This is a genomic window from Thermomonospora cellulosilytica, from assembly GCF_014138835.1.
GTDB classification, from domain to species: Bacteria; Actinomycetota; Actinomycetes; order Streptosporangiales; family Streptosporangiaceae; genus Thermomonospora; species Thermomonospora amylolytica.
This window is the reverse complement of record NZ_JACJII010000001.1, coordinates 6,728,256-6,748,661: the sequence shown is the minus strand read 5'-3', so window position 1 is coordinate 6,748,661 and position 20,406 is coordinate 6,728,256. Positions and strand designations below refer to the sequence as shown.

The 20,406-nt window shown below is 71.1% G+C and carries 21 protein-coding genes; 6 read left to right on the top strand and 15 right to left on the bottom strand.

Translation table 11 applies throughout. The features are described 5' to 3' along the window. Positions 1-355: 355 nt before the first annotated feature. Positions 356-628 carry a WhiB family transcriptional regulator gene (locus tag HNR21_RS31675; RefSeq protein WP_119729056.1) on the bottom strand — a complete coding sequence of 91 codons (273 nt, stop codon included), beginning with the start codon at positions 626-628 and terminating at the stop codon, positions 356-358. 290 nt (positions 629-918) lie between these two features. Beyond that, on the bottom strand, positions 919-1,836 hold the full coding sequence (locus HNR21_RS31670) for a diacylglycerol/lipid kinase family protein (protein WP_220501223.1): 918 nt from the start codon (positions 1,834-1,836) through the stop codon (positions 919-921). Positions 1,837-1,932: 96 nt separating this feature from the next. Here HNR21_RS31670 and HNR21_RS31665 point away from each other — a divergent pair, with 96 nt between their 5' ends. Continuing rightward, entirely contained in the window at positions 1,933-2,400 is a 468-nt protein-coding gene (locus tag HNR21_RS31665) for a hypothetical protein (RefSeq protein WP_182708029.1), read from the top strand. A 39-nt stretch (positions 2,401-2,439) separates the two neighbouring features. Here HNR21_RS31665 and HNR21_RS31660 read toward each other — a convergent pair whose 3' ends face one another. The 4 genes from HNR21_RS31660 to sodN all read right to left on the bottom strand — a co-directional run bounded on the left by HNR21_RS31660 (position 2,440) and on the right by sodN (position 5,150). Beyond that, entirely contained in the window at positions 2,440-3,267 is an 828-nt protein-coding gene (locus tag HNR21_RS31660) for an RNA polymerase sigma factor SigF (RefSeq protein WP_182708028.1), read from the bottom strand. A gap of 58 nt (positions 3,268-3,325) precedes the next feature. Beyond that, positions 3,326-3,766 (bottom strand): ATP-binding protein, encoded by a 441-nt coding sequence (locus tag HNR21_RS31655; protein WP_376766611.1) that lies wholly within the window; start codon positions 3,764-3,766, stop codon positions 3,326-3,328. 310 nt (positions 3,767-4,076) lie between these two features. Beyond that, positions 4,077-4,547 (bottom strand): GNAT family N-acetyltransferase, encoded by a 471-nt coding sequence (locus HNR21_RS31650; RefSeq protein WP_119729059.1) that lies wholly within the window; start codon positions 4,545-4,547, stop codon positions 4,077-4,079. 201 nt (positions 4,548-4,748) lie between these two features. Beyond that, entirely contained in the window at positions 4,749-5,150 is a 402-nt protein-coding gene (gene sodN, locus HNR21_RS31645) for a superoxide dismutase, Ni (protein WP_119729060.1), read from the bottom strand. 144 nt (positions 5,151-5,294) lie between these two features. On the opposite strand from sodN, the gene sodX reads away from it, so the two are divergent. Next, positions 5,295-5,651, top strand: coding sequence for a nickel-type superoxide dismutase maturation protease (sodX, locus tag HNR21_RS31640; RefSeq protein WP_182708026.1), 357 nt, complete (start codon positions 5,295-5,297; stop codon positions 5,649-5,651). Here the strand turns inward: sodX and HNR21_RS31635 are convergent. Further along, the gene (locus HNR21_RS31635; RefSeq protein WP_119729062.1) at positions 5,648-6,157 is read right to left on the bottom strand and encodes a CGNR zinc finger domain-containing protein; all 510 of its coding nucleotides are present in this window, start codon (positions 6,155-6,157) and stop codon (positions 5,648-5,650) included. The two genes, sodX and HNR21_RS31635, sit on opposite strands and share 4 nt — an antisense overlap. Before the next feature lie 185 nt (positions 6,158-6,342). Continuing rightward, entirely contained in the window at positions 6,343-7,527 is a 1,185-nt protein-coding gene (locus tag HNR21_RS31630) for an NAD(P)-dependent malic enzyme (RefSeq protein ID WP_182708025.1), read from the bottom strand. 409 nt (positions 7,528-7,936) lie between these two features. Between HNR21_RS31630 and HNR21_RS31625 the strand changes: the two genes are divergently transcribed. The 4 genes from HNR21_RS31625 (at position 7,937) to HNR21_RS31610 (ending at position 11,577) form a co-directional block, all read left to right on the top strand. Further along, entirely contained in the window at positions 7,937-8,836 is a 900-nt protein-coding gene (locus tag HNR21_RS31625) for an ABC transporter substrate-binding protein (RefSeq protein ID WP_119729064.1), read from the top strand. 4 nt (positions 8,837-8,840) lie between these two features. Beyond that, positions 8,841-9,761 carry an amino acid ABC transporter permease gene (locus HNR21_RS31620; protein ID WP_119729065.1) on the top strand — a complete coding sequence of 307 codons (921 nt, stop codon included), beginning with the start codon at positions 8,841-8,843 and terminating at the stop codon, positions 9,759-9,761. A 26-nt stretch (positions 9,762-9,787) separates the two neighbouring features. Further along, on the top strand, positions 9,788-10,540 hold the full coding sequence (locus HNR21_RS31615; protein WP_182708939.1) for an amino acid ABC transporter ATP-binding protein: 753 nt from the start codon (positions 9,788-9,790) through the stop codon (positions 10,538-10,540). Between the two features lie 68 nt (positions 10,541-10,608). Further along, positions 10,609-11,577 carry a zinc-binding dehydrogenase gene (locus HNR21_RS31610; protein ID WP_182708024.1) on the top strand — a complete coding sequence of 323 codons (969 nt, stop codon included), beginning with the start codon at positions 10,609-10,611 and terminating at the stop codon, positions 11,575-11,577. Positions 11,578-11,610: 33 nt separating this feature from the next. Here HNR21_RS31610 and HNR21_RS31605 read toward each other — a convergent pair whose 3' ends face one another. From HNR21_RS31605 to HNR21_RS31575, 7 genes are all read right to left on the bottom strand, one after another. Beyond that, positions 11,611-12,336 carry a PadR family transcriptional regulator gene (locus tag HNR21_RS31605; RefSeq protein ID WP_182708023.1) on the bottom strand — a complete coding sequence of 242 codons (726 nt, stop codon included), beginning with the start codon at positions 12,334-12,336 and terminating at the stop codon, positions 11,611-11,613. After that, complete coding sequence (locus HNR21_RS31600) at positions 12,333-13,166, bottom strand: DUF4097 family beta strand repeat-containing protein (protein WP_182708022.1); 834 nt, start codon at positions 13,164-13,166, stop codon at positions 12,333-12,335. The genes HNR21_RS31605 and HNR21_RS31600 overlap by 4 nt, the downstream gene beginning before the upstream one ends. A gap of 71 nt (positions 13,167-13,237) precedes the next feature. After that, positions 13,238-13,417, bottom strand: a complete 180-nt coding sequence (locus HNR21_RS31595) for a DUF6104 family protein (RefSeq protein ID WP_119729068.1) — start codon at positions 13,415-13,417, stop codon at positions 13,238-13,240. A gap of 119 nt (positions 13,418-13,536) precedes the next feature. Beyond that, entirely contained in the window at positions 13,537-17,256 is a 3,720-nt protein-coding gene (locus tag HNR21_RS31590; protein WP_312881463.1) for a multifunctional oxoglutarate decarboxylase/oxoglutarate dehydrogenase thiamine pyrophosphate-binding subunit/dihydrolipoyllysine-residue succinyltransferase subunit, read from the bottom strand. A gap of 212 nt (positions 17,257-17,468) precedes the next feature. Then, on the bottom strand, positions 17,469-18,137 hold the full coding sequence (locus tag HNR21_RS31585; RefSeq protein WP_119729070.1) for an AIM24 family protein: 669 nt from the start codon (positions 18,135-18,137) through the stop codon (positions 17,469-17,471). 238 nt (positions 18,138-18,375) lie between these two features. Then, positions 18,376-19,290 carry a glutathione S-transferase family protein gene (locus tag HNR21_RS31580; protein ID WP_312881462.1) on the bottom strand — a complete coding sequence of 305 codons (915 nt, stop codon included), beginning with the start codon at positions 19,288-19,290 and terminating at the stop codon, positions 18,376-18,378. Positions 19,291-19,313: 23 nt separating this feature from the next. Continuing rightward, complete coding sequence (locus HNR21_RS31575) at positions 19,314-20,372, bottom strand: NAD(P)H-dependent amine dehydrogenase family protein (protein ID WP_182708020.1); 1,059 nt, start codon at positions 20,370-20,372, stop codon at positions 19,314-19,316. Between the last annotated feature and the right edge of the window lie 34 nt (positions 20,373-20,406).

Below are 20,406 nucleotides of genomic sequence, written 5' to 3'. Positions count from 1 at the left end.
GCCCGCCGGGACGGGGATGTCGCCGAACGCACGTCTCCACCGGAACGCGTGTCCGCCTGACGTTCCCGCCGCCGGGCATGCGTCTCCGCCGGAACGTGAGGCCCCGAAAACGCGACTTCCGCCGGAAAAGACAAAGTCCCTTCCCCGGAAAGGAAGACCTGGGTGTCATGTCACCCGGAGGGCCTTGCACAGGAAAGGGACTCGAGACCGCCGCGAGCGGGCCCGCGCGGTCCGGACTGAGCAGCCGTTCAAGATCGCGAGAAACGAGCGATCTTGAACGGCGACGAAGGAAGACCGCGCGTCGAAAGGCCCGCGAGCCGCCGCGCCGGAGGCGCGGCCACAAGCACGCGGGCGATCAGGACGTGCGGGCCGCCGCGCCGGAGGCGCGACCGAGAACCCGCGCCCGGCGCCGCTTGAGGGCGCGGCGCTCGTCCTCGCTCATGCCGCCCCACACGCCGGCGTCCTGGCCCGATTCCAGCGCCCAGCGCAGGCAGGCCTCGGTGACCTCACAGCGGCGACATACCTGCTTGGCCTCTTCGATCTGCAGCAGGGCCGGCCCGGTGTTCCCGATCGGGAAGAACAGCTCGGGGTCCACGTCACGGCAGGCGGCGAGGTGGCGCCAGTCCATGCGGTCCACTCCTTCGTAAGTGTGGAGGCGACTCCACTTGTGAACTGATTCACATGTCGCGACGGCCCGGGTCCGCATTCGTGGTCCCGGGGAGGTGTGTACAGCGCGCCGGCTCATCGATGGGGCCGCCTGAGCTGGCCTGATGTCGGGTGCGCACTTTGAGCGTGTCAGGGGGCCGCAGACCGCGCAAGACCTTTGAGAAACGTTTCTCAAAGTATGGGCTGTCGTATGTGTCACATCCGCGGGTCGGGGGTGTGACTTTCCTGTTAACGGCCGTTCGAGGGAAGCCGTCAGATGACGATGCGTATCGCCCTGGGCACGGAACGGAACTGGACCTCGGTGCGTTCCCCGAGGTAGTCGCCGTCCAGATGGAACGCGATCGGCCGGTCGGCGCGCAGCGTGAGCCGGCTCGCATCGTGCACGTTCACCACGTCCCGGCCGCGCACCGGCCGGTCGCCGGGCAGCAGCATCCCGGCCAGGGCGGCGAGCACCGGACGGACCGCCATGGAGCGCATGGCGAACACGTCCAGTCCCCTCGAGAAGTGCGCACGCGGAAAGGGATCCACCGGATGGCGGCCGAGATAAGTCCACGGCGCGGTATTGGCCACGAAGGAAAGGAACAGGCCCGTCACCGGCGGATGCCCGGGCCGTTCCAGGGTGAGCGCCGGGTGCACCCGGTCGGTGCGGGTGAAGAACTCCCGCAGCGCCACCCGGACGTAAAGGGTGGGGTCGGGACGGCGCCCGGTGTCGCGCCGCCGCTCCACCACCCGGATCACCTCCGCGTCGAGCCCCAGGCCCGCGCAGAACGTGAAGTAGCGGTCGTCGGCCATGCCCAGCCCGATCCAGCGGTGCCGGCCCGCCCGCAGCGCGTCCAGCACCAGCCGGGTGGCCCCGATCGGCTCGGCGGGCAGGCCCAGCGCCCGCGCGAACACGTTGGTGCTGCCGATCGGCAGCACCGCCAGCGCCGGTACGTCGGCGGACGGCCCGGCCGCCAGCAGCCCGTTGACGGTCTCGTTCACGGTGCCGTCGCCGCCGAGGGCGAGCACCACGTCGTACTTGCCCGCGGCCGCCTCGCGGGCCAGCTCCACCGCGTGCCCGCGGTGGGCGGTCTCGGCGAACTCCAGGTCCAGATCGCCGGAGAAGGCGCGGAAGAGCAGGTCGCGGACCCGCCGGGAGGTCGACGTCGCCTTGGGGTTGGCGATGAGCATGGCGCGCACGGCGCAAGGCTATCCGCCGCGGGAGCGGCGTCCCGACACGGCGACCGGGGAGAACCCCGCGGCCGGACGGCGGTAGGGTTACCGCTTGTGTCCGAACGTCGCCCCCTGACCGTGACCGCCGCCGCCGCGCTGGAGGCCGCCGAGGGCGTCGCCGCGCTCGGCTTCGGCGCGTTCGTGGCCTGGGAGACCGTGGTGGGCGAGCCGCTGGACCCGGTGACCGCCTGGGCGGTGACCGGGATGGCCCTGCTCGGCGGCTTCTGCATGCTGGCGGTCGCCCGCGGGCTGCTGACCGCCGAACGCTGGAGCCGGGCGCCCACGGTGCTGACCCAGCTGTTCGTGCTGCCGGTGGCGTGGTCGCTGCTGCAGAGCGACCAGTACGCCTACGGCGTTCCGCTGATGATCGTGGCCGTGCTGACGCTGGTGCTGGCCCTCAGCGGTCCCACCACCCGCTTCCTGCTGGCGGCCGAAGCGGGCGATGACGACGAGGACGAGGGCCCGGACGCGCAGACCGGGACCGGCGCCACCGGCAAGGGCGGCCCCGGGTCCCGGTCCTAGGTTCTGGGGCGACGCGTCCGCGCCGTCGTCACCCGTCGGTCACTCGTCGGCGGTCAGGCCCTCGCGCAGCTGCGCCAGCGTACGGGCCAGCAGCCGCGACACGTGCATCTGGGAGATGCCCAGCTCCGCGGCGATCTGCGACTGCGTCATGTTGCCGAAGAACCGCAGCAGCAGGATCCGCTTCTCGCGGGCGGGCAGCTTCTCCAGCAGCGGCTTGAGCGACTCGCGGTACTCCACGCCCTCCAGGGAGTCGTCCACCATGCCGAGCGAGTCGGCCACGGCGGGCGCGTCCTCGTCCCCGGAGTCGGGGGCGTCCAGCGAGACGGTGGAGTAGGCGTTGGCGGACTCCAGGCCCTCCAGCACCTCCTCCTCGCTCATCTGCAGGTGCTCGGCCAGCTCGCTGACCGTGGGGGCGCGGCCCTCGCGCTGCGCCAGGTCGCTGATCGCCTTGGTCAGCGACAGCTTCAGCTCCTGCAGCCGGCGGGGCACCCGCACCGCCCAGCCCTTGTCGCGGAAGTGCCGCTTGATCTCGCCCACGATGGTGGGCGTGGCGTAGGTGGAGAACTCCACCCCGCGGTCCAGGTCGAACCGGTCGATCGACTTGATCAGCCCGATGGTCGCCACCTGGATCAGGTCGTCCAGCCACTCGCCCCGGTTGCGGAACCGGCGGGCCAGGTACTCCACCAGCGGCAGGTGCAGCTCCACCAGCTGGTCGCGGACCCGCTGGCGCTCCGGGTCGCCCTCGGGCAGCTCGTGCAGCCGCTCGAACAGCGCCCGGGCGCGGGCGCGGTCCGGTACGCCGGCGTCCGGCCGCTCGTCGGCCTGGCCGGGTGCGCCGCTCTCCGGCAGCGTCGTCTTCTCGGTCATGGCGCCACCTCGCCCGGCGGCGGTCCTGCCGGTCGCCTCGTCCGCCGCATCGCCCTGGTCACTTCGCCCCCGTCGCCCCGCGACGCTTCTGCAGCATCACGATCACCCGGTCGTCGGCGCCCACCGTGGAGTCCACGTCGCCGGCCAGCGCGGACAGCACCGTCCAGGCGAACGTCTCACGGCTGGGCACCAACCCGTCCACGGTCAGCACCGACACCGCGATCCGCATCGCCTCCCCGGTCAGCTCGAACTGGCACTCCAGATCGGTGCCGGGGACGGCCTGCGGGAGCAGCATCGCGCAGGCCTCGTCCACCGCGATCCGCAGGTCCTCGATCTCGTCCAGCGTGAAGTCGAGCCGGGCCGCGAGCCCGGCGGTGGCCGTGCGCAGCACCGACAGGTAGGCGCTGTCGGCGGGCAGCTTCACCGTGACCACGTCCCGGACGGCCGGGTGGACGTCGGCCGGCATCTCGGCTGGCATGGCAGTGGTTTCCTCGGTCACATTTCTCCCTCGGCTGGGGCGCGCCTCCTTCGAAACTACCGCCTGTCACGGGTGCGGTGATGCTCCGGCGCGCACCGGTTTCCGCCCTGCCCGGGTCTTGACACGCCGTTTCGCATTCCGAACCTCCGCGGGCAGCGGGATACATCACATCGGCCCTGCGCCGGGCCGTCCGCGACCCGATGGACGGGACCGGCGGGTGCGGGCACAGGTCGGATCCGTCCCGGAAGCATGCGGACCCAGTGTAGTCGATCGTTCACTCGAGGCCCGGAACGGCGGTTTCCGTGGGGAGTCGCCGCCCCGGCGGCGGCCCTCAGCGACGGCCCAGCTCGGCCAGCGCCTCGCCGGTGAGCCGGTAGACCGTCCACTCGTCCTGCGGCGTGGCGCCCAGCGCCTTGTAGAAGCCGATGGCGGGCTCGTTCCAGTCCAGCACGGACCACTCGACCCGCTGGTAGCCGCGGTCGACGGCGATCCGCGCCAGCTCGGTCAGCAGCGCCCGGCCGTGCCCGCCGCCGCGCGCCTCGGGCCGGACGTACAGGTCCTCCAGGTAGATCCCGTGGGTGCCCGTCCAGGTCGAGAACGTCAGGAACCACAGCGCGAACCCGACCACCCTGCCGTCCTGCTCGGCCACGTGGGCGAACGCCTTCGGCTCGGGTCCGAACAGGGCCCGCCGCAGGTCCTCCTCGGTGGCCCGCACCTCGTGCAGGGACTTCTCGTAGTCCGCCAGCTCGCGGATCAGCTCCAGGATCGTGGGCACGTCGTCGATGACAGCGGGTCGAATCACGGGCAGAGGCTACCGGCCCGTTCTCATCCTCAGGACCCCCGCACCAACGTTCTGAAGACCACCGCGAACGGGCCCGCGTGGTCGTGAGGGAGGAGCGGGGCAAGATCGCTCGTTCCTCGCGATCTTGCCCCGCGACGACCGAACGGCCGCGCGTTCACAGGCCCGTTCGCCGTCGCGCCGGAGGCGCGACCATGGGCACGCTCAGCTCTGCTTGGTCTCCCAGAAGATCTTGTCGATCTCGGCGATCTTGGCCAGCAGGTCGTCGGCGACCTTCGGGTCCATGGTGCCCTTGGCCCCGGCGGCGCCGGCGAGCTTGGTGGCCTCGTTGAACAGCTGGTGCAGCTGCGGGTACTTCTCGAAGTGCGGCGGCTTGAAGTAGTCGGTCCACAGCACCCACAGGTGCTCCTTGACCAGCTGGGCGCGCTGCTCCTTGATGAGGACCGCCCGAGTGCGGAACGTGGGGTCCTCGTTGGCGTGGTACTTCTCGATGATGGCCTTGACCGACTCGGCCTCGATGCGCGCCTGCGCCGGGTCGTAGACGCCGCACGGCAGGTCGCAGTGCGCGGAGACCGTGGTCTTCGGACGCAGTAGCTTTGCCAGCACCTGTTCGTCCCTTCCTCTAGCGGATCATGCTCAGGCCACCGACATTACTCTGGTGCCGCGCGCCGTGCGCGCGCAGGGCGGTGACCCGCGGCGGTACGGGGCTCCCCGTCGTGCGTTCCTATCCGGAGAGGGGCGAGGTATTCCGTGTGGCGGGCCGTGGCGGTGACCGGGGAGTCGATGCTGCCGGTGCTGCGGCCGGGGGACTTCCTGCTGGTGCGGCGCGGCGGCCGGGCGGTGCGGGCCGGTGACGTGGTGGTCGCCCGGCATCCCCGCGACGGCGGGCCGCTGATCGTCAAGCGGGCGGTGCGCCGCGACGCGGACGGCTGGTGGCTGGAGAGCGACAACCAGCGCGCCCCGGGCCGGCAGGACAGCTGGGACTTCGGCGCGGTGCCGGACGCGCTGGTGCTGGGCCGGGTGGTGGCCCGGTACTGGCCGCCCTCGCGGATCGCGCTGTCGCCGGCGGCGTTCTCGCCGGGACGAGACCGGGACCCGGACCGCTAGGGGATCCCGTTGGAACGGCCCGCGCACTGCGGCGAGCAGTGCCGGCGGGAGCGGTCCACGGTGGTGTCGAAGAAGACGTTCCCGCAGCCCTCGGCCGCGCAGACGCCCAGCCGGTCGACGCCCCGGTCGCTGATCAGCACCGCCAGCCCCATCGCCGCGCCGGCCGCGTACCGGTCGGGCACCGAGCCGCTCTCGGTCAGGTGCAGGTGCCAGCACTGGCCGTCGTGGCCGGACAGCTGGGGCTGCACCGGATGCTGGATGAGCAGCGTGTTCAGCCGGTCCACGGCGTCGGCGTGGTCGCCGCGGGCGGCGGCGGTGAACACCGCGCGCAGCGAGTCCCGCAGCTCGCGCATCGCGTCCAGGTCGCGGCGGGTCACCCGGCCGCCCAGATGCGGCCGGATCCGCAGCAGCCGCTGCAGGGAGTCCAGGTCGCGCAGCGAGTCCTCGGCCGGGTCGGAGGAGTTGACCAGCTCGATCGCCAGCTCCGCGTAAGAGGCGAGGTCCACCGGCGCTCCCTACGGCCGACGGGCGGCGTGACGGTCCGTATCTGCCTCGAGTATGACACGCCCCGGACCTGCCGTTGACCGGGGCATATCAAATATGTGCACCTCAGGACGGGGATCCGCCCGCCCGGAACCGCCGTGCGCCGCGTTCCCGGCACGGCCCGGTCGCGGGCCGTGCCGGAGCCGGGTCAGATCCGGTTGACGCCCTCGCGGCGCGCCTGCTCGGCGACCGCGGCGATGACCGCCGGGGCCACCCGCTCGTCGAACGGGCTGGGGATCACGTAGTCCGGGCTCAGGTCGTCGCCCACCACGTCGGCCAGCGCCTGTGCGGCGGCCAGCTTCATGCCCTCGGTGATCGTGTGCGCCCGCACGTCCAGCGCGCCCCGGAAGATGCCGGGGAAGGCCAGCACGTTGTTGATCTGGTTGGGGAAGTCGCTGCGCCCGGTGGCGACCACCCTGGCGTGCCGCCGCGCCACGTCCGGATGCACCTCGGGCGTGGGGTTGGACAGCGCGAACACGATCGCGTCGTCGGCCATGGTGGCGATGCACTCCTCGCGGACGGTGCTGCCGGACAGGCCGATGAACACGTCGGCCCCGTTCAGCGCCTCCTCGGTGGAGCCCTTCAGACCCAGCTTGTTGGTGTCCCGGGCGAGCGCGGCCTTGACCGGGTTCAGCCCGTCACGGCCCTGGTAGATCATGCCCTTGCTGTCGGACACCGCGATGTCGCCGATCCCGGCGTTCAGCAGGATCCGGGTGACCGCGACGCCGGACGCGCCGGCCCCGGCCACGACCGCGCGCAGCGCGGACAGCGGCTTGCCGATCAGCCGGGCGGCGCCCTGCAGCGCGGCCAGCGCCACGATGGCGGTGCCGTGCTGGTCGTCGTGGAACACCGGGATGTCCAGCGCCTCGCGCAGCCGGTCCTCGATCTCGAAGCACCGCGGCGCGCTGATGTCCTCCAGGTTGATGCCGCCGAAGCTGGGTGCGAGCCGGATCACGGTCTCGATGATCTCTTCGGTGTCGGTGGTGTTCAGCGCGATCGGCACGGAGTCCACGTCGGCGAACTGCTTGAACAGCAGCGCCTTGCCCTCCATGACCGGCATGGACGCGGCCGGGCCGATGTCGCCCAGGCCGAGCACCGCGGTCCCGTCGGTGACGACGGCGACCACCTTGGACGTCCAGGTGTAGTCGTGGGCCAGTTCCGGATTGTCGGCGATGGCGGTGCAGACGCGCGCCACGCCGGGCGTGTAGGCGAGGGAGAGATCGTCCTTGTCGCGCACCGGGACGGTGGAACGGACCTCCAGCTTGCCCCCGCGGTGCAGAGTGAACGCCGGATCGTCGGAATAGTCGGTGGTGGATTCAGGCTCGGTAGCCACAGCGACCCCTGTCTTGATGAACGGCTTCGGGCAGATGCCACCGCTGCCGGGCGGTCTAGGTGGCCGTCTCCTGGGTGGTCATCTCTCGACGTACGGGGGTCACCCGTTGTCTGATTGTGCCACACCCCCCGGAAGCGGCCGGCGGCCGGGAGGGGTGGCCTCCGCCACGTCCCGCGGTGCCTCCGGGAGGTCACGGAGGGTGCCCGGTTTTTAGCCCTTCATCCCGTTCCTGGCGTACCCTGCGGAGTACTTGGAACGGTCCTGACCGGCCCGTGCACAGCGACCCACCCGGGTGACCTGTTGTGCGATCGTGTCGTGGCCTTAATCCAGACAGTGTCCGCTCTGAGTGAAGATGTCCTGCAAACCTTCCGATCGGCGAAGGTGCTACGAACGAGTCGAAGGGGGACCTGTGATCACCGGTTCTCTGCGCCGCCGCGCCGTCGCGGCGGCCGCTGTCATGTTGTCGGGCGCCCTCGCCCTGTCGGCCTGCGGGGACGACTCCGAGGACACCGGGGCGACCTCCCAGACCTCCGCCGACGCCTCGCTGGCGGCGATGGTCCCCGACGCGATCAAGAGCGACGGTGTGATCAAGGTGGGCACGGACGCGTCGTACCCGCCCAACGAGACGGTGGACCCGGCCACCCAGAAGATCGTCGGCTGGGACGTCGAGCTGTTCACCGCGGTGGCCGCCAAGCTGGGGCTGAAGGCCGAGTTCGAGAACGCCGGATTCGACACCATCGTCCCGGGCGTGCAGTCCGGCAAGTACGAGGTCGGCGTGTCCTCGCTGACCGACAACAAGGAACGCGAGCAGGTCGTCGACTTCGTCACCTACTACTCCGCCGGCACCGCCTGGGCCGTTCCCAAGGGCAACCCCAAGAAGGTCGACCCCAACAACGCCTGCGGTCTGAGCATCGGCGTGCAGCAGGGCACCGTGCAGGTCGAGGACCTGACCGCCAAGAGCAAGGCGTGCACCGACGCCGGCAAACCCGCCATCAAGCAGGTGGTCCGCAAGCAGCAGACCGAGGTCAACAACGACCTGGTGGCCGGGAAGATCGACGCCATGGCCGCCGACTCGCCGATCGTGGGCGGCGTGGTGAAGCAGACCGGCAAGCTGGAGATCATCGGCCAGGTGTACGACACCGCCCCGTACGGCTACGCCGTCAGCAAGAACTCCGGCAAGTTCAAGGACGCCCTGCAGGCGGCCCTCAAGGCGCTGATCGCCGACGGCACCTACAAGCAGATCCTGACCAAGGCCGGCGTGGAGTCCGGAGCGATCACGGAGCCGGTGATCAACGGGGCGCAGAGCTGACCCGATGACCGTTGACCAAGACGTGCAGAAGGGACGGCCCGAGGCGATCCGGGCCGTCCCGGTCCGGCATCCCGGACGCTGGGCCGGCGCCGCCGTGGTGCTCGTCCTGGCGGCGATGTTCGTCCACTTCCTGCTCTACAACCCGGCGTTCAACTGGAGCGAGCAGTGGAAGTACATCTTCTCCGACGCGGTCCTGCGGGCGGTCCGTAACACCATCTGGCTGACCGTCGTGGCGATGGTGGGCGGCGTCGCGCTCGGCGTCGTGCTGGCGCTGATGCGGATGTCGCCCAACCCCCTGATGCGGGGGGCGGCCTTCCTGTACCTGTGGTTCTTCCGCGGCACCCCGCTGTACACCCAGCTGCTGATCTGGGGCGCCATCGGCGCGCTGATCCCCACGGTGGGCATCGGCATCCCGTTCGGCCCGGAGTTCCAGACCTGGCAGACCCAGAAGCTGATCAACGTGGCGCTGGCCGCCGCGCTGGGCCTGCTGCTCAACGAGGCCGCCTACATGGCCGAGATCGTCCGGGCCGGCATCCTGTCGGTGGACCCGGGCCAGCAGGAGGCCGCCAGCGCGCTGGGCATGTCGCGGATGCAGACCATGCGCCGCATCGTGCTGCCGCAGGCGATGCGGGTGATCGTGCCGCCGACCGGCAACGAGACCATCTCGATGCTGAAGAACACCTCGCTGGTGGCGGCGGTGCCGTACGCGGAGCTGACCTGGACGGCGCAGACCATCTACGCCAACACCTACCAGATCATCCCGATGCTGATCATGGCGTGCCTGTGGTACCTGTTCCTGTCCTCGCTGCTGATGATCGGCCAGTACTACCTGGAACGGCACTTCAGCCGGGGCGTCGGGACCAACGGCGGCGGGAACCGGGGACGGGGACGGCTGCGGGCGCTGCGCGGGGGAGGACGCCGGTGAAGACGGACGAGACGGCCCGGCGCCCGATGGTCAGGGCCGAGCAGGTGCACAAGAGCTTCGGCCACGTCGAGGTGCTCAAGGGCATCGACCTGGAGGTGCAGCCGGGCGAGGTCATGTGCGTGATCGGGCCGTCCGGCTCGGGCAAGTCCACGTTCCTGCGCTGCATCAACCACCTGGAGAAGATCGACGCCGGGCGGCTGTGGGTGGACGGCCACCTGGTCGGCTACCGGGAGAAGGGCGGCAAGCTCCACGAGCTGCGCGACCGCGAGGTGGCCGAGCAGCGCCGCGACATCGGCATGGTGTTCCAGCGGTTCAACCTGTTCCCGCACATGACGGCGCTGGAGAACGTCATGGAGGCGCCGGTGCGGGTCAAGAAGGAGCCCAAGGCCGAGGTCCGCCAGCGCGCCGTGGCGCTGCTGGAACGGGTCGGCCTGGGGGACAAGATCGCCAGCTATCCCGCCCAGCTGTCCGGCGGGCAGCAGCAGCGGGTGGCGATCGCCCGGGCGCTGGCCATGCAGCCCAAGCTGATGCTGTTCGACGAGCCCACCTCGGCGCTGGACCCCGAGCTGGTGGGGGACGTGCTGGACGTGATGAAGCAGCTCGCCGAGGACGGCATGACCATGGTGGTGGTCACCCACGAGATGGGCTTCGCCCGCGAGGTCGGCGACTCGCTGGTCTTCATGGACGGCGGCGTGGTCGTGGAGTCGGGGGCGCCGCGCGAGGTGCTCACCAACCCGCAGCACCCGCGCACCCAGGACTTCCTGTCCAAGGTCCTGTAAGGAGCGTGGCCCGCGACGGCCCGCACCCCGAGCCGGGGGTGCGGGCCGCCGGCGTCTAAGGTGGGCGCATGTTCGCTGTGAGCGCTGTGCGATTCGATGCCGACGACCCCCTGAACGGGCTGGAGCTGGGCGAGCGGCCCGAGCCCGAGGTGCCGGAGGGGTGGACGACCGTCACGGTGAAGGCGGCCTCGCTCAACCACCACGACCTGTGGTCGCTGCGGGGGGTGGGGCTGCGCACCGAGCAGCTGCCGATGATCCTCGGATGCGACGCGGCCGGGGTGGACGAGGACGGCAACGAGGTCATCGTGCACGCGGTGATCGGCGATCCGGACCGGGGCGGGGGCGACGAGACCCTGGACCCCAAGCGGTCGCTGCTGTCGGAACGGCACCCGGGGACGTTCGCCGAGAAGGTCGCGGTGCCGCGGCGCAACCTGGTGCCCAAGCCGAAGGAGCTGTCGTTCGAGGAGGCGGCCTGCCTGCCGACCGCGTGGCTGACGGCGTACCGGATGCTGTTCGACAAGTCGGGGCTGCAGCCCGGCTCGACGATCCTGGTGCAGGGCGCCGGGGGCGGGGTGGCGACCGCGCTGATCGCGCTGGGGGCGGCGGCCGGCTACCGGGTCTGGGCGACCAGCCGCAGCGAGGCCAAGCGCAAGCGGGCGCTGGAACTGGGCGCCGACGCGGTGTTCGAGAGCGGGGCCCGGCTGCCCGAACGGGTCGACGGGGTGATGGAGACGGTCGGGCAGGCCACCTGGGCGCACTCGGTGAAGTCGCTGCGCCCCGGCGGGCGCATCGTGACCTGCGGCGCCACCACCGGGCAGCAGCCGGGCGCGGAGCTGAACCGGGTGTTCTTCACCCAGCTGTCGGTGGTCGGCTCCACCATGGGCACCCGTGACCAGCTCGTGCGGCTGGCGCGCTTCCTGGCGGTCACCGGCACCCGCCCGCCGATCGACCGGGTGCTGCCGCTGTCCGAGGCGCGCCAGGGGCTGGCCGCGATGGCGGCCGGCGACCTGTTCGGCAAGATCGTGCTGACCGTCTGACCCGTTCCGTGGAGGACCCCGGACCGGGCGGGTTCAGTCCTCGCGGCGGTCGAGGATCTCGGTGCGGATCCGGGCGGCGGTCTCGTCCAGCACGGACTGGATCGCCGCCAGGCCCTCCTCGGTCAGCCCGGTGGCCCCGGCGTTCGCGCGGACGTCCTCGACGAACTTGCGCAGGGCGCGTTCCAGCTTGACGCGGGCGATGTCGTCGGCGGTGCCGGTGGCGGTGCGCCAGGCGTCCTCCCAGTTCTGCCGCCACTCCCGCGCCCAGGCGTCGCGCTGCTCGCGCCAGTACTCCCTCTGCCGCCGCCACTCCTCCCTCTGCCGCTCCTTGGTCTCCCGCCACGCCTCCTTGGAGGTGGCGCGGTCCCGGCGGCGCATCTCCCGGGCCGCCTGGGTCAGCTCCTCGCGCAGCGAACGGACGGTGTCGCGGACGTCCTCCTGCACCTGGCGGGCGAACTGCTGGGCCGAGGCGGAGATCTCCTCCTCCAGGTCGGCCAGCTCGTCCATCCGGCGCTCCAGCTCGGCCCGGCCCTTGTCGGTGAGGGAGTAGACCTTCTTGCCCTTGACCACCTCGTGGGTGACCAGCCCGTCGGCCTCCAGCCGGGCCAGCCGCGGGTAGATGGTGCCGGGGGAGGGCGAGTAGACGCCCAGGAAGCGGTCCTGCAGCAGCCGGATCACCTCGTAGCCGTGCCGGGGGCTCTCCTCCAGCAGCTTGAGCAGGTACAGCCGAAGGCGGCCATGGCCGAACACGGGGCTCACGCATCCTCCACGGGGGCGTCGGTCAGGTCCTGGTCCTCATCGGGGTCGGGCCTGCTGAGCAGGGTGACGCTGCCGGACACGGTGTTGACGGTCAGATGGCCGTCCCCGGTTCCCAGCGTGCCGGTGACGTTGCGGGCCACCGCCCGGTCGTGGCGCCGCAGCCCCGGGAACGAGGTGTCGATCCGGCCGGCCGCCGAGCTGAGGTGCACCTCGGCGGAGGTGGACTCCGGCAGCCGCAGCGCCACCTCCCCGGACACCGTGCTCACCGTCAGCGTACGGTCCGCCACCAGCGCCACGTCGGCGGCGATCCGGCCGCTGACGGTGCGGGCGCCGAGCCTGCGGATCGATCCGCCGGCCAGCGTCAGGTCCCCGGCCACCGAGGTGAACGACACCGCGCCGTCCAGCCCCTGCGCCTCGATCCGCCCGGAGACGGTGCCCGCGTCGACGTGCCCGCCGACGCCGTCCAGGACGACGTCGCCGGTGGCGCTGCGCACGGAGGTGCGGGCCGACAGCCCGGTCACCACCGCGTCCGCGGAGATCAGGTTGAGCTGCACCGGGCAGTCCGGCGGGACGGTCACCGTGACGGCGGCGCGGGCCTGCTGGTTGCGCAGCCAGCCCAGCACGCCCTCCAGCATCCGCTCGTGGCCGATGGTGAGCATCCCGGCCTCGTGGTCGATCTGCAGCGGCGGCCCGGCGACGTCCTCCACCACGACCGTCGGCCGGTCCGCGGTGGCCAGCACGTTGACCGAGCCGCCGACCAGGGTGGCCTTCAGCGCCACCACGCCGTCCAGTTCCAGCGTCGCGGACTCCTCGATCGTCCAGCGCGACATGGCCACCGCCTTCCGGGAAGTGCGCCTGCGATATTCACGATATGTCGCGTCTGGCCCGAGTCAAGGACCGGTCAGTCCTCCGCGTCGTCCTCGAGCCGGGCCAGCCAGGTGGCCAGCCGCTCGATCGGCGTCTCGAACTCCGGGTTCAGGTCGATGAACTCGCGCAGCCGCTCGGCCACCCAGTCCAGCGTGACCTCCTCGGTCCCGCGGCGCTCGGCGAGCTCCTCGATCCCCCGGTCGGTGAAGTACACCGTTCCTCCTCACAGATGTCGCTACGGTCCCGGAACAGGCCGAGGGCCCCGGGGGTGCCGGGGCCCTCGGTACGAGCACGTGACCCGTCGCCCGGGGGCGGCCCCGGACGGGAACGGGATCAGCCGGGGAAGACCTGCTGCAGCAGGGCCTCCTGCTCCACGGCGTGCATCTTGGCCGAGCCCACCGCGGGGGAGGAGCTGGCCGGACGGGAGATCCGGCGCAGCGTCCGGCCGTCCAGGTGCGGCGGCAGCGCCAGCGCCAGGTACGGCCAGGCGCCCTGGTTGGCCGGCTCGTCCTGCACCAGCACCAGCTCGGCGTCGGCCGGGTACTTGGCCAGCTCCGCCTTCAGCTCCTCGACCGGCAGCGGGTACAGCCGCTCCAGCCGGACCACCGCGGTGTCGGTCGCGCCCTTCTTGTCGCGCGCCGCCATCACGTCGTAGTAGATCTTCCCGGTGGTGATCAGCACCCGCCGCACGCCCGCCGGGTCGACGTTCCCCTGCTCGGGGATCACCGGCAGGAACGCGCCCTCGGTGATCTCCGCGATCCGGGAGGCCGCGCCCTTGTGCCGCAGCAGCGACTTGGGCGTGAACACCACCAGCGGCTTGCGCCGGCCCGACTTGACCTGCCAGCGCAGCAGGTGGAAGTAGTTGGCGGTGGTGGTCGGGTACACCACCGTCATGTTGTCCTGGGCGCACAGCTGCAGGAACCGCTCGATCCGGGCCGAGGAGTGGTCCGGGCCCTGACCCTCGTAGCCGTGCGGCAGCAGCAGCACCAGCGACGAGCGCTGGCCCCACTTCTGCTCACCGGACACCACGAACTCGTCGATGATCGACTGGGCGCCGTTGACGAAGTCGCCGAACTGGGCCTCCCAGCACACCAGCGCGTCCGGCCGGGTCAGCGAGTAGCCGTACTCGAAGCCCATCGCGGCGAACTCGCTGAGCAGCGAGTCGTGCACGTAGAACTTCGACACGCCCTGCCCGAACTGCTTGAGCGGGGTGTACTCCTCGCCGGTCCTGCGGTCCACCAGCACCGCGTGCCGCTGGCCGAAGGTGCCGCGCCGGGAGTCCTGGCCGACCAGCCGGACCGGGTGCCCGTCGATCAGCAGCGACCCGAACGCCAGCAGCTCGCCGGTCGCCCAGTCCACCGCGTCGTCCTCCACCGCCTGCGCCCGGCGCTGCAGGATCGGCTGCAGCCGCGGGTGCACGGTGAAGCCGTCGGGCAGGTTGACCTGGGTCTCCAGCAGCCGCTTGACGGTCTCCAGCGGAATCGCGGTGCCCGCCGAGCGGTGGTCGATCGGGATCGGCGCCTCCTCGCCCGGCTTGACCACCGAGCCCGGCTCCGGCGGCCTGGTCAGCGCCTCCCGGGTCTCGGTGAAGGCCCGCTCGAGCTGCTCCTGGTAGTCCCGCAGCGCCGACTCGGCCTCCTCCACCGTGATGTCGCCCCGGCCGATCAGCGCCTCGGTGTACAGCTTGCGCACCGAGCGCTTGGCGTCGATCAGGTCGTACATCAGCGGCTGGGTGAACGAGGGGTTGTCGGACTCGTTGTGGCCCCGCCGCCGGTAGCAGATCATGTCGATGACGACGTCCTTCTTGAACGCCTGGCGGTACTCGAACGCCAGCCGCGCCACCCGGGCGCACGCCTCGGGGTCGTCGCCGTTCACGTGGAAGATCGGGGCCTGGATCATCCGGGCCACGTCGGTGGCGTACACGCTGGAGCGCGAGTACTCCGGCGCGGTGGTGAAGCCGACCTGGTTGTTGACCACGATGTGCACGGTGCCGCCGGTGCGGTAGCCGCGCAGCTGCGACAGGTTCAGGGTCTCGGCGACCACGCCCTGCCCGGCGAACGCGGCGTCGCCGTGGATCAGCACCGGCAGCACGGTGAAGCCGGCCTCGCCGACGTCCAGGATGTCCTGCTTGGCGCGGACCACGCCCTCCAGCACCGGGTTGACCGCCTCCAGGTGGGAGGGGTTGGCCACCAGCGAGGTGCGGATCTTGGAGCCGTCGGCGGCCACGAAGTCGCCCTCGGCGCCGAGGTGGTACTTGACGTCACCGGAGCCCTGCGCGCTGCGCGGGTCCAGGTTGCCCTCGAACTCGCCGAAGATCTGCGCGTAGGACTTGCCGACGATGTTGGCCAGCACGTTGAGCCGGCCGCGGTGCGCCATGCCGATGACGACCTCGTCCAGGTGGGAGCGGGCCGCCGCGCTGATCACCGAGTCCAGCAGCGGGATCAGCGACTCGCCGCCCTCCAGCGAGAACCGCTTCTGCCCGACGAACTTGGTCTGCAGGAAGGTCTCGAACGCCTCGGCGCTGTTGAGCCGCCGCAGGATGTGCAGCTGCTCCTCGCGGGTCGGCTTGTCGTGCGGGACCTCCACCCGCTCCTGGATCCAGGCGCGCTCCTCGGGGTCCTGGATGTGCATGTACTCGATGCCGACCGTGCGGCAGTACGAGTTGCGCAGCACGCCCAGGATCTCGCGCAGCTTCATGGTCGGCTTGCCGCCGAAGCCGCCGGTGGCGAACTCGCGCTCCAGGTCCCACAGGGTCAGGCCGTGCTGCAGGATGTCCAGGTCGGGGTGGCGGCGCTGCTTGTACTCCAGCGGGTCGGTGTCGGCCATCAGGTGGCCGCGCACCCGGTAGGCGTGGATCAGCTCGTGCACCCGGGCGACCTTGGCGACGTCGTCCTCGTGGGTGGCCGAGATGTCCTGCACCCAGCGCACCGGCTCGTACGGGATGCGCAGCGCCTCGAAGATCTCGTCGTAGAAGCCGTTCTCGCCCAGCAGCAGCTGGTGGATCCGGCGCAGGAAGTCGCCGGACTGCGCGCCCTGGATGATCCGGTGGTCGTAGGTGGAGGTCAGCGTCATGATCTTGCTGATCCCCATCCGGGCCAGCGTCTCCTCCGACGCCCCGGCGAACTCGGCCGGGTACTCCATCGCGCCGACGCCGATGATGGTGCCCTGGCCGGGCATCAGCCGCGGCACCGAGTGCACGGTGCCGATGGTGCCCGGGTTGGTCAGGCTGATCGTGGTGCCCTGGAAGTCCTCCAGGGTGAGCTTGCCGCCCCGGGCCTTGCGGACGATCTCCTCGTAGGCGGCCCAGAACTGGCGGAAGTCCAGCGTCTCGGCGGCCTTGATGGACGGCACCACCAGCTGGCGCTGGCCGTCCTCCTTCTTGATGTCGATGGCCAGGCCCAGATTGACGTGCTCCGGCTTGACCAGCACGGGCTTGCCGTCGGCCTCGGCGTAGGAGTAGTTCATCTCCGGCATCGCCTGCAGCGCGCGCACGATGGCGAAGCCGATCAGGTGCGTGAACGAGACCTTGCCGCCGCGGCCGCGCTTGAGGTGGTTGTTGATGACGATGCGGTTGTCGATGAGCAGCTTGGCGGGCACCGCGCGCACGCTGGTGGCGGTCGGCACCTGCAGGCTGGACTCCATGTTGGCGACCGTGCGGGCGGCCACGCCCTTCAGCCGTACCTCCTCGGCCCCCGCGGGCGGCGGCGCGCTCGGCCTGGGCTTCTCCACCTTGGGCTTTTCCGCGGCCGGCGCCGGGGCGGGCGGGGCCGGGGCCTTGGCCGCGGGGGCGGCCTGGCCGTCGCCGGCCTCGGGCCGCGCCGGGGCCGGGGCGGCCGGGGCGGCGGCCGAGCCGTTGGCGGCCGGTGCGGACTGGCCCTGCGGCGTGGCCGGCCGGGAGCCCGGCTGGTAATCGGCGAAGAAGTTCCACCAGGCCTGGTCCACCGAGTTCGGGTCCTCGAGGTACTTTTGGTACAGCTCGTCGACCAGCCACTCGTTGGCGCCGAAGTCTGTGGTCCTTGGGTCGGCACTGGTACGCGCTGACTCTGTCGACACGGCGGGGATCGCCCCTCTTCCGCAGCTCGCAGGTGTTGTCTGAATCGAGTCAAGGCTACTCGCCTCGAGCCCGCGCGGCGGTAGCCGGGACGGCATACCGGCCGGTAGAGCCCGATTATCGGCGATGTCGCCCGCCGGGAGCGGGATGTTCCGGCAAGATCACAACATCGGCGGGGCTGCGGGCATTCCCGCCGCCCCGCCGTACCGGGGGCTCAGTGGGTGTGCTGCGGGACCGTGGGACCCTCGCTGGCCTGCACCAGCACGAAGCCCTGGCCCTGGAACGCCAGCTGCAGCGCCTCGCCGCTGCCCCGGCCGATCAGCGCGCCCGCCTTGAAGGTCTTGTTGACCCCGACGTGCAGCCCGCCGCTCCAGCAGACCGCCGACTGACCGTCGACGAACGTCGGGGCGCGGCCCGGGTCCAGCAGCACCGGGGTGCCGTGCGCGGTGATCGCCACCCAGCCGGTGCCGGTCAGCGTGGTGTTGAACAGCCCGCCGGCCATGACGCCCGCGCCCTGCACCCGCTGGATGTCGGAGTGCAGGTGCGGGTCCCAGGCCAGGATGTTGGCCCCGTTCACGGTCAGCGTCTCGTTCTCCAGGTAGAACAGGTGGATGTCGTCGGCGTTGTGGGCCAGGAACAGCAGGCCCTGCCCGCGCACCCGCATGGTCGGCACGCCCTCGCCGGTGATGGCCTTCTTCAGGAAGCGCCCGACGCCGCCGGACCCCTCGTAGTCGAAGTCCATCTGGCCCTGGAACGCCACCATCGAGCCCTGCCGGGCCAGCACGTCACCGTTCAGGTGGACGCGCAGCATCTTGGAGTTCTGCAGGGCGAAGTGCCCCGGGAGCTGGGCCTGCTCCATGTTCCCGAAGAAAGGCGAACGCACGTGTTACTCCTGCCTCGCTCCGCTCGGCGGCTCGCGCGCCTGGGGACGCGCGGCCGTTCGTCGTCGCGTTTCAAGATCGCTCGTTCCTCGCGATCTTGAAACGCTCCTCCTCACGACCGCGCGGGCGCGCTCGCGGTGGCCTTCGGTGCCGAGGAAGCTCGAAAGTCTTGATTACTGATCACTGGACGAAGCGTCAGCATAACGACGTTCGGGATCTACGGCGGGAAGTTGGGGCAGGTCAGTCGAGGCGGTCGCGGGTGTGGGGTTCGGTCCAGTCGAGGATCGGGCCCTTGGGGACGATCCTGGTCGGATTGATGTGGGGGTGGGTCATGTAGTAGTGGCGCTTGATGTGGTCGAAGTCCGTGGTCTCGTGGAAGGCGGGGAGGGAGTAGAGGTCACGGGTGTAGGCCCACAGGTTGGGGTAGTCGACCAGGCGGCGCAGGTTGCACTTGAAGTGGCCGTGGTAGACGGAGTCGAAGCGGACCAGGGTGGGGTAGAGCCGGACGTCGGCCTCGGTGAGCCGCCCGCCCATCAGGTAGCGGCGGGTCGACAGGCGTTCCTCCAGCATGTCGAGGGTGGCGAACAGCGCGTCCACCGCCTCCTCGTAGGCGTCCTGGGCCTGGGCGAAGCCGGCCTTGTAGACGCCGTTGTTGACGGTGTCGTAGATCAGGGCGTTCAGCTCGTCGATCTCCGGCCGCAGCTCCACCGGGTACAGGTCGGGGGCGCCCTCGCGGTGGTGGGCGGTGAACTCGGTCTCCAGCATCGTGGTGATGTGGGGGAAGTCGTTGGTCACCAGGCGCCCGGTGACGGTGTCCCAGATGCACGGCACCGTGTAGCGGCCCTCGAACGACGGGTCGGTGGCCAGGTACAGCTCCGACAGGAACTCGGCGCCGGTGACCGGGTCGCCGCCGGGCACGCGCCAGCCCCTCTCGTCGCGGATCGGGTCGACCACGGTGACGCCGATGACGTCCTGCAGCCCCAGCAGGTGCCGCACGATCAGCGTGCGGTGCGCCCAGGGGCAGGCGTAGGAGACGTACAACCGGTAACGGCCGGGCTCGGCGGGGAACCCGCCGGCGCCGTCGGCGGTGATCCGGTCGGTGAAGCGGTTGGCCTGGCGGACGAAGCGCCCGCCGACCGGGGTGGTGATGTCCACGATGATCGTTCCCCCGGGGAGTGTCAGGTCCTGCGGTGCCGTGTGGAGGCGCGGCCGGTGATCACCGGCAGGTCCAGGTAGGTGCGGACGCCGGGCTCGGCCTCGCAGACCGCGGGCACCGCGTTCACGGCGTGCGCGGCGGCGGCCGAGATGCCGCTGGACACCCAGTCCTCGTCGGTGGTCAGCGTGATCGAGGGCTTGCCCTGCACGCGGACCGCGTAACCCGGGTCGCCCCAGACGCCCATCCGGGAGGCGTCGGCCTTGTAGATGGCCTCGGCCATGACGAACGGGTTGCCGTCCACCAGCCCGCTGAACGTCCAGCGGGTCGCCGCGACGGTGCCCTTGGGGATGCGGCCGGCCAGGATCTCCAGGTCCTCGGGCGCCAGCCGGTACGACACGTCGCAGTCCACCTCGTCCAGCTCCACCCCCAGCGCGGTGGACACCATGTGCAGGCTCTCGGTGAACCCCGCCCGCATCACCCGGCGGGCGATCTTCAGGCTGCGGGCGTAGGCCTCCTCGGTCATCCCGAAGCCGACCTGCTGGTGCACCATCCGCCAGGACGGGTGCGCGGAGAAGTCCGAGCACTCCCGGGCGTACACGTGCGCGATCTGCCGGGACAGGCCGGACAGCAGCATCGGCATCAGGTCGGCCATGAAGCCGGGGTTGACGCCGCTGCCGTGCACCGAGGAGCCGCCGGCCTTGCACGCCCGTTCCAGCTCGGCCACCAGGTCGGGGCCGTACGCCTGCGGGTAGACCAGCCCGGTCAGGCAGATCACGTTCTTGCCCGAGGCCAGCAGCGCGCAGACGGTCTCCAGGTCGTAGGGGAGGTTCCCGCGGAACAGGCGCTTCTCGGGGGCGTACAGCACGCAGTCGGCGTCCAGCGCGAGGATCTCGGCGGTGTCGTCGGTGGCGCGCACCCCGATGGGCGGCTTGCCGGCGATGGCGGCCGCGTCGGCGCCGACCTTGGCCGGGTCGTAGACCCGTGCGCCGACCAGCTCCATGTCCGGGCGCTCCAGGACGGCTCTGATCGCGCTGCGTCCGAGCGCACCCGTCGCCCACTGCACGACGCGGTACGGCCGCATACGACCTCCGTGGGGTGTCCGGAGAGAGGGGAAA

Coding starts and splice junctions, on each gene's coding strand:
- HNR21_RS31675 (WP_119729056.1), bottom strand. CDS start 628: ATGGACTGGCGCCACCTCGCCGCCTGCCGTGACGTGGACCCCGAGCTG.
- HNR21_RS31670 (WP_220501223.1), bottom strand. CDS start 1,836: ATGCTCATCGCCAACCCCAAGGCGACGTCGACCTCCCGGCGGGTCCGC.
- HNR21_RS31660 (WP_182708028.1), bottom strand. CDS start 3,267: ATGACCGAGAAGACGACGCTGCCGGAGAGCGGCGCACCCGGCCAGGCC.
- HNR21_RS31620 (WP_119729065.1), top strand. CDS start 8,841: ATGACCGTTGACCAAGACGTGCAGAAGGGACGGCCCGAGGCGATCCGG.
- HNR21_RS31615 (WP_182708939.1), top strand. CDS start 9,788: ATGGTCAGGGCCGAGCAGGTGCACAAGAGCTTCGGCCACGTCGAGGTG.
- HNR21_RS31610 (WP_182708024.1), top strand. CDS start 10,609: ATGTTCGCTGTGAGCGCTGTGCGATTCGATGCCGACGACCCCCTGAAC.
- HNR21_RS31600 (WP_182708022.1), bottom strand. CDS start 13,166: ATGTCGCGCTGGACGATCGAGGAGTCCGCGACGCTGGAACTGGACGGC.
- HNR21_RS31575 (WP_182708020.1), bottom strand. CDS start 20,372: ATGCGGCCGTACCGCGTCGTGCAGTGGGCGACGGGTGCGCTCGGACGC.